The 12,479-nt window shown below is 70.4% G+C and carries 10 protein-coding genes; 4 read left to right on the top strand and 6 right to left on the bottom strand.

The window, feature by feature from the left end:
- Positions 1–144: 144 nt before the first annotated feature.
- A complete protein-coding gene (gene thpR, locus AC07AG_RS20565; protein WP_478756488.1) occupies positions 145–714 on the bottom strand; it encodes an RNA 2',3'-cyclic phosphodiesterase in 570 nt (189 codons plus the stop codon).
- Positions 715–869: 155 nt separating this feature from the next.
- Between thpR and AC07AG_RS20560 the strand changes: the two genes are divergently transcribed.
- Positions 870–1,376 carry a GNAT family N-acetyltransferase gene (locus AC07AG_RS20560; protein ID WP_478756487.1) on the top strand — a complete coding sequence of 169 codons (507 nt, stop codon included), beginning with the start codon at positions 870–872 and terminating at the stop codon, positions 1,374–1,376.
- A 13-nt stretch (positions 1,377–1,389) separates the two neighbouring features.
- Here the strand turns inward: AC07AG_RS20560 and AC07AG_RS20555 are convergent, their stop codons facing one another.
- The gene (locus AC07AG_RS20555) at positions 1,390–2,730 is read right to left on the bottom strand and encodes an MFS transporter (RefSeq protein WP_361049011.1); all 1,341 of its coding nucleotides are present in this window, start codon (positions 2,728–2,730) and stop codon (positions 1,390–1,392) included.
- A 63-nt stretch (positions 2,731–2,793) separates the two neighbouring features.
- On the bottom strand, positions 2,794–3,231 hold the full coding sequence (locus AC07AG_RS20550; protein ID WP_249589249.1) for a MarR family winged helix-turn-helix transcriptional regulator: 438 nt from the start codon (positions 3,229–3,231) through the stop codon (positions 2,794–2,796).
- 143 nt (positions 3,232–3,374) lie between these two features.
- Here AC07AG_RS20550 and AC07AG_RS20545 point away from each other — a divergent pair, with 143 nt between their 5' ends.
- Complete coding sequence (locus AC07AG_RS20545; RefSeq protein ID WP_249589248.1) at positions 3,375–3,557, top strand: BrnA antitoxin family protein; 183 nt, start codon at positions 3,375–3,377, stop codon at positions 3,555–3,557.
- Between the two features lie 59 nt (positions 3,558–3,616).
- On the opposite strand, the gene AC07AG_RS20540 is transcribed toward AC07AG_RS20545, so the two are convergent.
- Positions 3,617–5,059 carry an NCS2 family permease gene (locus AC07AG_RS20540; RefSeq protein ID WP_478756486.1) on the bottom strand — a complete coding sequence of 481 codons (1,443 nt, stop codon included), beginning with the start codon at positions 5,057–5,059 and terminating at the stop codon, positions 3,617–3,619.
- Positions 5,060–5,270: 211 nt separating this feature from the next.
- Between AC07AG_RS20540 and AC07AG_RS20535 the strand changes: the two genes are divergently transcribed.
- Both AC07AG_RS20535 and AC07AG_RS20530 read left to right on the top strand, forming a co-directional pair.
- On the top strand, positions 5,271–5,540 hold the full coding sequence (locus tag AC07AG_RS20535; protein ID WP_478756485.1) for a DUF2530 domain-containing protein: 270 nt from the start codon (positions 5,271–5,273) through the stop codon (positions 5,538–5,540).
- Positions 5,541–5,654: 114 nt separating this feature from the next.
- Positions 5,655–8,057: a cation-translocating P-type ATPase gene (locus tag AC07AG_RS20530; protein WP_478756484.1), complete on the top strand. Its 2,403-nt coding sequence runs from the start codon at positions 5,655–5,657 to the stop codon at positions 8,055–8,057.
- Between the two features lie 26 nt (positions 8,058–8,083).
- Here the strand turns inward: AC07AG_RS20530 and AC07AG_RS20525 are convergent, their stop codons facing one another.
- Both AC07AG_RS20525 and AC07AG_RS20520 read right to left on the bottom strand, forming a co-directional pair.
- On the bottom strand, positions 8,084–8,917 hold the full coding sequence (locus AC07AG_RS20525) for a DUF5707 domain-containing protein (RefSeq protein ID WP_478756483.1): 834 nt from the start codon (positions 8,915–8,917) through the stop codon (positions 8,084–8,086).
- Between the two features lie 214 nt (positions 8,918–9,131).
- Complete coding sequence (locus AC07AG_RS20520) at positions 9,132–12,317, bottom strand: sacsin N-terminal ATP-binding-like domain-containing protein (protein WP_478756482.1); 3,186 nt, start codon at positions 12,315–12,317, stop codon at positions 9,132–9,134.
- Positions 12,318–12,479 lie beyond the last annotated feature (162 nt).

The following is a 12,479-nucleotide window of genomic DNA, read 5'->3' as shown; positions in this document are numbered from 1 at the left end:
GACCGCCGTCACGGCAGCGGCTCTACGCGGCCGCGGTCATCGCCTCACTGGCCGACCGCGGCCGCCACGGCCACCACGACGAACATCACTACGAGCACACCGGCCATGATCCGGTTCCTGGTTTTCGGGTCCACGTAGTCGAGGTTAACCGGCTCCGCCCAGCGGCCATCGACCGACCACCTCATAGCGGGGCCGCTCCCCCGGCACTCCGCTCCTCGGCAGATTGCTTCGTACGAGGGTCAGCTCGGCCACGGTCCACTCCTCGCCCGCGAAGTCCGCGAGGGCGTCGACGTACGGGCGCAGGGACGGCTCCCCGTGGCCTCGGGCCAGCGTCAGGTGCGGGCGGTAGTGGCGGTGCTCCTCCATGGTGATGCCGGACTTGCGGGCCGCGGCGTCCGCCCGCTGGGCGAGGAGGCGCAGGGTGTCCACGCCGCCCGCCGCCCCGGCCCACAGGGCTCGGTCGCCGAAGTGGCCCGAGCCCCGGAGGGAGAGGGGGAAGGCAGCGGTGCGGTGCGCGGCCCGCTCCAGGCGGGTGGAGAGCTCCGGCAGCGTCTCGTCCGGTACCTCGGACATGAAGGCGAGCGTGAAGTGCCAGCTCTCGCGGAGCGTCCAGCGGAGGTCTTCGGCGCCCGGCAGGGGCTTCAACTTGTCCACTGCGTGGGCCAGTTCGTCCGCTGCGGCATCCGGCGGCAGCACCGCCGCGAAAAGTCTCATGCGGTGAGTCTCACCTCCGGCGGTCCCTCTCCCCAACCCCGCCCCTTCCCACGAACCCGCTCGGCGCGGGAGCCTCGGTGGCCGTCATCACCGGCTCCGCCGAGTTCGTCCTCAAACGCCGGACGGGCCGAAAGACCCTGGGCGAGGATGACCGCATGGATCACATAACCATCCGCCCCGCCGGCCCCGACGACATCCCCACCGTCCTCGCCCTCTTCGACGACGCCGTCGCCTGGCTCGTCTCGCAGGGGCGCACCGGGCAGTGGGGCGATCAGCCCTGGTCGACGCGGCCCAAGACCGTCGCCCTGGTCGAGAAGTACCTCACCACCGGCTCCGCCTGGATCGCGGAGATCGACGGGGAGCCGGTCGGCACGCTCACCCTCACCGACGGGCCGGGGTCGTACATCGCGCCGGTGGACGAGCCGGAGCAGTACATCCATCTCTTGACCGCCCGGTACGGCTCCGGCGCGGGCGCCGCCCTCCTCGCGCACGCGGCAGCAGAAACCCGGAGCCAGGGGATCTCCCTGCTCCGGGTCGACTGCTACGCGGGCGGTGACGGCAAGCTCGTCGCGTTCTACGAGCGCAACGGCTTCACGCGGACCGAGGCCTTCGTCGAGCAGGACGGCACCTGGCCGGGCCAGATCCTGGCCCGCCGAGTGTGACCCCACCGGGGGCTCACGCCGCCGTCGCCAGCTGCTCCCGCGGCACGAACTGCACGTGCTGCTGCCCGCGCCGCAGATCCACCTTCAGCCGCAGGTTCGCGGCGCGGGCCAGCATCAGGCCGACGCCGACCGCGGCCACGGCGCATATGAGGCCACCGGCGGCCATGCTGAGGCGCACTCCGTACGCGTCGGCGAGCCAGCCGAAGAGCGGTCCGCCCAGCGGCGTACCGCCGGTGAACACCATCATGAAGAGCGACATGACGCGACCGCGCATCTCCGGGTCCGTGGCCATCTGGACCGAGGAGTTGGCGGTGACGTTCACCGTCAGGCCGAGGATGCCGATCGGGACGATCAGGGCGACGAACATCCACAGCTCGGGCGCGAACGCGGCCACGATCTGCAGCACACCGAAGGCGATCGCGGCCCCGGCGAGCAGCCGCAGACGCGAGGTGCCACGGCGCGCGGCGAGCAGTGCCCCGGCCAGGGAGCCGATCGCCATCAGGGTGTTGAAGAGCCCGTACATCCCCACGCCGCCGTGGAAGATGTCGTCCGCGAAGGCGCTCAGCCAGATCGGGAAGTTGAACCCGAAGGTGCCGATGAAGCCGACGAGGACGATCGGCCAGATCAGCTCGGGGTGCTTGGAGACGTAGTTCAGGCCTTCCCTCAGCTGTCCCTTGCCGCGCGGCTTGCGCGGGGTGTGGTGCAGCTCGCTCGTGCGCATCAGGAGCAGGCCGGTGAGCGGCGCGAGGAAGGACAGACCGTTGGCGAGGAACGCCCAGCCGGGGCCGACTGCGGCGGTGAGACCACTCGCCACGGCGGGGCCGATGAGGCGCGCGGACTGGAAGTTCGCCGAGTTCAGCGAGACGGCGTTGCGGACCTGGTCGGGTCCCACCATCTCGGACACGAAGGACTGCCGGGTCGGGTTGTCGACGACCGTGACGAGGCCCGTGAAGAAGGCCGCGAGGTAGACGTGCCAGACCTGGACGTTGCCGGTCAGGGTGAGCGTGGCGAGGAACAGGCCGCTGATGCTCATCGCGCCCTGGGTGCAGAAGAGCAGCTTGCGCTTGGCGAAGCGGTCGGCGATGACGCCGCCGTACAGGCCGAACAGGAGCATCGGCAGGAACTGCATCGCGGTGGTGATGCCGACCGCGGCCGAGGATCCCGTGAGGCTCAGGACCAGCCAGTCCTGGGTGATGCGCGCCATCCATGTGCCGGTGTTGGAGACAACGGCGCCGGAGGCGAAGAGCCGGTAGTTGCGGATCTTCAGCGAGCTGAACATCGACGACTTGGCGGCGGGGGACTTGTCGAGGGCGGTTGGTGCGGGGGCGGAGTCTGCTCCGGATCCCGTACTCAAAGTGGGTTCGCCTCCTTGGCGTCGTGTGGCACGGCGGCGGCCGGGGCCTGCCTCGTGCGCTCTCTACAGATGGGCGAGCTTCTCCAGGACGGGGGCGGCGGCGCGCAGTCGCGCCCACTCGTCCTCGTCGAGGTGCTCGGCCAGACCGGCCAGCCAGGCGTTCCGCTTGCGGCGGCTCTCCTCGAGCATGGCCTCGGCCGTCTCCGTCTGGGTCACCACCTTCTGGCGGCGGTCCTCGGGATGCGGCTCGAGCCGGACGAGACCCTTGGCTTCGAGCAGCGCGACGATGCGGGTCATCGACGGCGGCTGCACGTGTTCCTTGCGGGCCAGCTCACCGGGGGTGGCGTGGCCGCAGCGGGCGAGGGTGCCGAGCACCGACATTTCGGTGGGGCTCAGCGATTCGTCGACCCGCTGGTGCTTGAGTCGACGGGACAGGCGCATCACGGCGGAGCGCAGGGAGTTCACGGCGGCGGCGTCGTCACCATGGGAGAGGTCCGGCATGTTCGTTAGAGTAACTCATTACTCTAACTAAAGACCACTCGATTCCCTCATCACGCGCCACAGAACCCTTTCGTCACCCATATGAGTGAGGTGACTTCGGAAAGTGAGACACGGCCCGCCGGACGGCAGGGACCCTGGCACGCATGGGATCGACAGTGCTCAGCCTGCGAATAGACGGGGAGCTGCTGGACCGGCTCCGGCAGCACGCCGCCAAACGGGGAATGAGCGTCCAGGACTATGTGGTCGGGACGCTCATCAGGGACGACTTCGACGAACGCTTCCAGAGCGCCGTCGAGGAGACGGAAAAGTTCTACGGGGCGGCCTGACGGCCGCCCCGCATGTACTGACGCGACAGGACCCGGCGCACCGACGCGGGCCCGGTCGGCTACGTGAGACCCAGCGCCGGCATCAGGTAGTAGAAGCCGAAGACGGCCGCCACGACGTACATCGCGACCGGCACCTCACGGCCGCGGCCCGCGGCGAGGCGCAGCACGGTGAAGCTGATGAAGCCGATGCCGATGCCGTTCGTGATCGAGTACGTGAACGGCATCATCAGCATCGTCAGGAACGCCGGGATCGCGACGGTGAAGTCGGTCCAGTCGATCTGGGTGATCGAACCGGACAGGATCAGGAAGCCGACCGCGAGCAGCGCGGGCGTGGCCGCCTGGGACGGGACCATCGTCGCGATGGGCGTGAGGAACAGCGCCACGGCGAAGAGACCGCCGGTGACGATGTTGGCGAAGCCCGTACGGGCGCCTTCGCCGACGCCCGCCGTGGACTCCACGAAGCAGGTGGTGGCCGACGAGGACGAGGCGCCGCCCGCGGCGACCGCGATGCCGTCGACGAACAGGACCTTGTTCATGCCGGGCATGTTGCCGCTCGCGTCGGTCAGCTTGGCCTCGTCGCCGATGCCCATGATCGTGCCCATGGCGTCGAAGAAGCAGGACAGGAGCACGGTGAAGACGAAGAGGACGCCGGTGAGGAGTCCGACCTTGTCGAAGCCGCCGAACAGGCTGACCTGACCGACGAGGCCGAAGTCCGGTGTCGCGACCGGGTTGCCGGGCCACTCGGGCGTCGTCAGGCCCCAGGAGGGCACCGTCGCGACCGCGTTGATGATCATCGCGACGATCGTCATGACGACGATGCTGATGAGGATCGCGCCGGGCACCTTGCGCACGAGCAGGCAGAGCGTGAGCAGCGCGCCGAGGACGAAGACGAGGACGGGCCAGCCGTTGAGGTGGCCGTCGCCGCCCAGCTGCAGCGGCACCGTGGTGTGCGCGGCGTCCGGGATGCGCGAGACGAAGCCGGAGTCGACGAGGCCGATCAGCATGATGAAGAGGCCGATGCCGATCGCGATGCCCTTGCGCAGGCTCAGCGGCACGGCGTTCATCACGCGCTCCCGCAGGCCGGTGGCCACGAGCAGCATCACGACGAAGCCCGCGAGGACGACCATGCCCATCGCGTCGGGCCACGACATGCGCGGCGCGAGCTGGAGGGCGACCACGGTGTTCACGCCGAGACCGGCGGCGAGGGCGATCGGGACGTTGCCGATGACGCCCATGAGCAGCGTGGTGAAGGCGGCGACCAGGGCGGTCGCGGTCACCAGCTGACCGTTGTCGAGCTGGTTCCCGTACATGTCCTTCGCGCTGCCCAGGATGATCGGGTTCAGCACGATGATGTAGGCCATCGCGAAGAAGGTGGCGAAGCCGCCGCGGACTTCCCTGACCAGGGTCGAGCCCCGTTCGGTGATCTTGAAGAAACCGTCGATGCCACCCTGCGGGGGCGTCGGCGGCTTGGCGTCGACCGGGGCTGTGGCCGAGGAAGGCATGCGGGACCTCGTGGACTCAGAGAAGGGGAAGATCGTTAAGTGGCGGGCATTGATCGATTTGTTTGTTCTTACGAAAACAACCAGCCATTAACGAGCCGTTTCAGTATGAATACATGAGAGGGAATTCGCTATCTCCGCGCGTAGACCCTTGGGGCGCCTGGCCGTACAAGCCCCCGCGGGACCCCGCGCCGCGTACTCGTAAGCTGTGCGCATGGAGAAGTGGACCCCAAAGCACGACGCGCCGGAGCCCCTGGAGGGCCCCGTCGTCGCCACCATCACGGGCGGCACGATCCTCTGGTTCGTCCTCTTCCTGGTGCAGCTGCCGTTCTACGGCTGGTTCGACGACCGCGACGCCACCTGGTGGGTGTGGACCTGCCTCGCCGGAGCCGGCCTCGGCCTGATCGGCATCTGGTACGTGCGGGGCCGCGACGCCGCGATCAAGCGGGACGCGGAGAGCAAGGCCGCGACCACCTCCGAGTAGCGCATCCCGCGGGGAGCCGCCCGTACGACCACGGGACGGTCCATGTCCTACCGTGGTCGGATCTTTGGGCCACTCAAGGGGTGAACCCCCCATCCCGCCCGTACCGTCGATGCCATGACGCATATCGACGCGGGCGCCGAGCTCGACCCGGTCCACCCGGCGGCACCGCCCACCGGACGCGCGGCGGGTCTGAGTGCCGCCGAGGTCGCCGAGCGAGTCGCACGCGGCGAGGTCAACGACGTACCCATCCGCAGTTCACGGTCCACCACCGAGATCGTCCGGGCGAACGTCTTCACCCGCTTCAACGCGATCATCGGCGTGCTCTGGGTGATCATGCTCTTCGTCGCGCCGATCCAGGACAGCCTCTTCGGCTTCGTGATCATCGCCAACACGGGCATCGGCATCATCCAGGAGCTGCGCGCCAAGAAGACCCTGGACGGGCTCGCGGTCATCGGCGAGGCCAAGCCCACCGTGCGGCGCGACGGCACCGCGGCCGAGATCTCCACCTCCGAGATCGTCCTCGGCGACCTGGTGGAGCTGGGGCCCGGCGACAAGATCGTCGTCGACGGCGAGGCGGTCGAGACCGACAGCCTGGAGGTCGACGAGTCGCTCCTGACCGGTGAGGCCGACCCGGTCATCAAGAAGCCCGGCGACAAGATGATGTCGGGCTCGTTCGTGGTCGCGGGCGGCGGCGCCTTCACCGCCACGAAGGTCGGCCGCGAGGCGTACGCGGCGCAGCTCGCCGAGGAGGCAAGCCGCTTCACGCTCGTCCACTCCGAGCTGCGCTCCGGCATCTCCACGATCCTCAAGTACGTGACGTGGCTGATGATCCCGACCTCGATCGGCCTCATCATCAGCCAGCTCGTCGTCAAGGACGACAACTTCAAGGAGTCCATCGCCTACACCGTCGGCGGGATCGTCCCCATGATCCCGGAGGGGCTCGTGCTCCTCACCTCGGTCGCCTTCGCGATCGGCGTGATCCGCCTGGGCCGCCAGCAGTGCCTGGTCCAGGAGCTCCCCGCCATCGAGGGCCTCGCCCGCGTCGACACGGTCTGCCTCGACAAGACCGGCACCCTCACCGAGGGCGGCATGGACGTCACCGAGCTGCGCCCGCTGAACGGCTCGGACGAGACGTACGTACGCACGGTCCTCGGCGCCCTCGGCGAGTCCGACCCGCGGCCGAACGCGTCGCTCCAGGCGATCATCGACGCCTACCCCGACGGCGAGGAGTGGCGCTGCACCGAGTCGCTGCCCTTCTCCTCGGCCCGCAAGTACAGCGGCGCATCCTTCAGCGAGGGCGACGGCAACAGCTCGACGTGGCTGCTCGGCGCCCCCGATGTGCTGCTGCCCGCGGACGACCCGTCCCTCGCCGAGATCGAGGACCTCAACCAGCAGGGCCTGCGCGTGCTGCTGCTCGCCCGCGCCGCCGGTGAGCTGGACGACCCGGAGGTGGCCGCCGGAGCCCGCGCCACCGCCCTGGTCGTCCTGGAGCAGCGCCTTCGCCCGGACGCCGCGGACACCCTGCGGTACTTCGAGGAGCAGGACGTCAGCGCCAAGGTCATCTCCGGCGACAACGCGGTCTCGGTGAGCGCGGTCGCGGGGAAGCTGGGCCTGCCGGGCGCGGAGAACACCGTGGACGCCCGCAGGCTGCCCACGGAACAGGGCGAGATGGCGGAGGCGCTGGACGCCAACTCCGTCTTCGGCCGCGTCACCCCGCAGCAGAAGCGCGACATGGTGGGCGCCCTCCAGTCACGCGGCCACACGGTCGCGATGACGGGCGACGGCGTGAACGACGTGCTCGCCCTGAAGGACGCCGACATCGGCGTCTCGATGGGCTCGGGCTCGGAGGCGACGCGGGCGGTCGCCCAGATCGTGCTCCTGAACAACAGCTTCGCGACGCTGCCCTCGGTGGTCGCGGAGGGCCGCCGGGTCATCGGCAACATCACGCGCGTGGCGACGCTGTTCCTGGTGAAGACCGTCTATTCGGTCGTCATCGCACTGCTCGTGGTCTGCTCGCAGGTGGAGTATCTGTTCCTGCCGCGCCACCTGACGCTGCTCTCGACCCTGACGATCGGCGTCCCGGCGTTCTTCCTCGCCCTCGCGCCCAACAAGGAGCGGGCCAAGCCCCACTTCGTACGAAGGGTCATGCGGTACGCGATCCCGGGCGGTGTCGTCGCGGGCGTCGCCACCTTCTGTACGTACCTCCTGGCGCGCCACCACTACGCGGGCGCGGGAGCACGGGAAGCCGAGACCAGCGCGGCCACCCTCGCGCTGTTCCTGATCGCCATGTGGGTGCTCGCGATCATCGCCCGCCCCTACACGTGGTGGCGGATCGGGCTGATCGCCACGATGGGTCTCGGCTTCCTGCTGGTGCTCACCGTGCCGTGGCTCCAGGACTTCTTCCAGCTGAAGCTGGTGGGCACGACGATGCCGTGGGCGGCGGTCGCGATCGCGGCGGTGGCCTCACTGGTCATCGAGGTCATCTTCCGCTGGGTGGGCCGCCGCTTTCCGGCCTAGTCGGTACTGGTCGGCACTGGTCGGTACTAGTTGACGTCCACGAAGTCGGCGGTCGACGTGACGGCCGGGGTCGTGGACGTACCGGCGAAGACGTAGCGGAAGTAGCCGTCCGCGGAGGCCTTCACGGTCGTCTTCAGGTTGCCCTTGGAGTCCGACGTAACGGTCTTCAGGGTGGAGTAGGAGGCCGCACCCTTCTTCTTGTACTGCAGCGTCACGGACTGCTTGGTGTAGCCCGCGTACTTCGAGGTGTCCCAGTTGGCGCGGGTCAGGGCGCCGGTGACGGTGAGGGTCTTGCCCTTCTTGACGGGCTCCGGGGAGGCGTTGGTGGTGAGGCGGGCGTTGCGCTGGATGCTGGCGTAGCCGACCGTGTCCTTGCTGACGGAGTCGGCGTCGTTGCCGATCGCGTACGCCGACACCTTCCACTTGCCGGCCAGGATGTTGCTGTAGAGGTCGAGCGTCGGGTCGACCGTGACGTTGACCGTGCAGGTGGAGGTGGTCGCGTCGACGACCTTGCAGGTGGCCCCGGCCTCATCGGAGAAGAGCAGGCCGTCGATGTCGGTCTCGATGTCCGAGCCGTGCCACAGCGAGGCATCGGCGTCGTAGATGCCCTCGGGGTCCGTCGCCGTGATGGCGACGGTGAACTTCTTCTTCTCGGTGGTGCCGACCACGATGTTCTTGCCGCCGTTGACGGTGACCTTCGTGATCTTGGTGTCGCCTACGACCTCGTCGAGCGGCACGTTGGAGGCGAAGGGCGCGAGCTTCGGGGCGTTCGGCTCGTCGGCCGCCTGGGCGGCGGGAACGACGAGAGCGGACAGAGCCAGGGTGCCGGTCAGTACGGCCACGGTGGCACGGATGCGCATGTGTTTCCCCACTTGGGAAGGGGCTCTGCGGTGCGTGGGGGCTGTCACGCGGGGCCCGGTGATCTAGGAGTCTGTTGACTCGGAAGATCAGACCCGCGACCCGCCCCGCTGGTTGTACGAGAAGTGAAGATTTTGTGACCGGGAAGGGGAGCGGGGGCTTCCGGCAGTGTTCACCGGAAGCCGGTCGTCAAGCGAGCGGTCCGCTCCCCGCTCCTCAGTCGAACCAGCGGTCCCGCTCCAACTCATCCGTCCGCGAGGGATCTTCCAACAGCGCCGCGACCTCGAAGCGGCGCGGCCACTGGCCCGCGGCCCAGGCGAGCCCGGCGGCGACACCCTCCAGCGTGGCGGCGTGGACGGTGCCGTCCGGGGTCCTGCGCCAGTCCAGCTCCACTCCCCCGGCGATCAGTTCCTCGTGCTCGATGTACGTCTCCGGGGTGGCCGCCCCGAGCAGGATCCGCACCGCCTCCGGCACCGGATGCTCGGCCCCCTCCCCCGCGGGCTCCACGGCCGCCGTCTCGCTCAGCCTGCGCACCTGGAACAGCTCGGCCAGATCGCGCGCCTTGCGGGGCGCCACGGGCAGCAGGGCCACACCCTCGGTCAGCGGCAGCAGGTCAGGGGCGTCGGCGACGACCGCGTCCGCCACGTCGACGACCACGACCTCGCCGTCCACGACGGCCCGCACCTCGTCCGGCAGCGTCACCTGCTCCGGGTCCAGATCGGCCAGGGCGCCGTACAGCGCGTGCAGTTGGGCCGCCGAAACGGTCCTCTCCGGGTCCGCGAGCCGGTCGAGCAGCTCGGCGGCGCCGCCGGGCTCCTCCAGGAGGGCGGCGACCGACGTGCGGACACCGAGTGCGCGCAGCACCTGCTCGTCGTCGAACCCGGAGGCGTCGGCCGCGTCGTAGAGCCCTTCGAGCAGCGGGTCACTGCCCGAGGCCCGCAGACCGGCGGGTCGCCGCCCGCCGAGGACGGGATTGCCGCGCAGCCACCAGGCCGTGTACGACCGCACGGTCTCCGTCGTGCCGTCCGGCAGCAGGATCCGCAGCGGCTGCGTCAGCGCGTCCCGCAGCGGCGGGCGCGAGAGCATCGCCAGGGCCTGCGGCCAGCAGTCGTCGTCGACCAGATCCAGATCCCGTACGGCGATGATCTCGGTCGCGACCGGCGGAACGGGCGTCTCCGGAAGCCGGTCGAGCACGTCCTCGCACCACACGTCGACCGCGTCGAGCAGACCGGCGTCGTCGGGCTCGGCGAAGTCGCCGTCGCGCGGCTCCAGTTCGTCCGGGTCGAGCACGATGTCCGTGGCGCGGACCAGCGCGAACGTGGCGAGCACACCGCAGGCGGCGAGCGGCTGCTCGCCCCAGCGCTCGGCGAGCTCCGCGTCCACCGTGGCGAGTTCGTCCTCGCTCATGATCTGGGCGAAGGGGCTGCCGGGAAGGACGAGTTCCCCGGCGGGAGCGAGGTCGCCGTCCTCGTCGTCGGGCAGGGCGAGCGCGCCGAGCCAGGGCTCGTCGCCGGGCGCGAGGTTCGCGTCGCGCACGAGCGAGAGCACGATGTCCGCCAGCTCCTCGGCGTCCACGGCGTCCTCGTCCCACGTGTCGTCGTCGAGTGACGCGGCGACGGCGGCGCGGACCTGCGGGGTCGTCAGGACGGCGCGGGGCGTGGCGGGCAGGGCGCCGAGCTTCTCCAGGAGGGGATGCACGGCGTCGGGGTGCGCGACCTTCAGGCCGAGCCGGACGAGGGCGGCGGGATCGCTGTCGTCGCCGATGACGGGCAGCAGGACCTGGCGTGGCCCGATGGTGGTGCGCCCTCCCCCGGAGCCGAAAGCCTGGGAGGTGCCCCCGGCGAGCGGGACGGGAAGCCCGGTCAGGCGGTCGGGATCGACACCGGCGAGGGTGTCGTAGAGCCGCCGCCACCAGCCCGGCTCCCGCTCCAGACCCGCGAGGCGGTCGATCGCCTCGGTCAGCGCGACGCGGGCGACACCGAGGGTGCGCAGCTCGGCCCGCCGCTCAAGTCCCGCGGGCAGCAGGCTCGGCAGCACATCGGCGAGCACGCGTACGGTGTCGGCGCCCGCGCCCTCCACGACCTCCGCGTCACGCGGCCGCAGCGCGACCGGGACCTCCCACTCGGGTACGTCGGGGTCCTGTTGCGGGACGGCCTCGACCGCGGGCGGCAGGAAAGCCGTGCGGGGCAGCCGGTCCAGGATGGCCTGGCGCAGCGCGCCGTCGAGCTCGCTCTTGCCGAGCGGGCCGGGGACGAGGCTGATGATGCCTTCGCCGACGGGCCGCCAGCCGGCCAGGAGTTCGGCGTACGCGTCGGCGGCGCGCTGTACGAGGAAGTCGGTGAGGGGGCCGGGCGCCGCGTGCCGCCGGGTGGTGTCGAGCGGGAACGAGGCGATGAGCAGGGCGGGCACCCCGAGCGGCTCGTCGCTGGGGGTCGGCGCGTGCAGGACGGGGGTGCTGCTGGGCGGCTTCGGGGCGCCTTCGCGGTCGGTGGGCACGGCCCAGGTGACGGACCAGTGGGGCCGCAGCCGCTCTTCGACGGGCCGGTCGGCGAGGAGGTCGGGCTCCAGGGATCCTTGCCTGCTGACGACCCGCCAGCGAGTGCCGGCGTCACCATCACCGTCATCGTCACGGCTGTCGAAGACATCCACGTAGCCGGGCTCGGCGGTGCGGCGGAGGGTGCGGGGAGCCTGGTCCCCGACCTGGACGACGACTTCTTCGAGCCCGGGAAGGGCAAGGAGAAGGGCAGCGTCGATGCCGTCCAGCAGCCGCACGACGAGATCTTCGGCGGCGGCGTCGCGCAGGGGCAGGATCACGACGGTGTCGTACCCGTCCGGGGCGGATCCTTCGGCGGCGAAGGGCAGCCGCAACAGCGGCACGTGCCCGTCACGCCTGCGGACCTCGTCCCCGAGTCCCGGGCTGAACCGGGCGGTGTCGGCGGCGAGTTCACGGGCCTCGCCGAGAGACCAGCGGACGCCGCCGGTCCGTCCGACGAGGGCGGGCTCGTCGGAGACGGCGAGCACGGCGGCGAAGCCGACGCCGAACCGCCCGACGGCGCCGTTGTTCTGCTCCTCGCGCTTGGCGGAGGCGCGGAGGGTGGAGAGGGACTCGACGCCGGTGGCGTCGAGAGGGGTGCCGTTGTTGGCGGCGGCGAGCACTCCGTCCCGGAGGGTGAGGGCAAGACGTCCCGGGGCTCCGGCGCGTGCCGCGGCGTCGGCGGCGTTCTGGGCGAGCTCGACGATCAGCCGGTCCCGGTAGCCGCCGAGGGCGAGGTCCTCCTCGGCGTTGGCGTCCTCCCGGAACCGGGCGGGACTGGCCGCCCAGGCGTCGAGGACCCCTCGCCGGAGCCGTGCCGTGCCGAACGGGTCAGTACCCTCGGCCGCCGGCCGCACGGTCTTGCTCACGGTGTCGTCTCCCTCGCTCGGTTCGCGGGGCGAACGGTACCGCGTCCCACGGCTGACCCCGTGCTACGGGGCAATCGGGTGGGTAGGTGGGAGAGATCCCGCGCGGAGCGCGGGAGAAAAGACCCACCGAGCCGCAGGCAGCAAAAGCCAGCCACCCCCCAG

It is taken from the genome of Streptomyces sp. NPDC044044 (assembly GCF_056434405.1).
The sequence above is the reverse complement of the archived record's forward strand: the minus strand, read 5'-3'. Positions and strand labels throughout refer to the sequence as shown.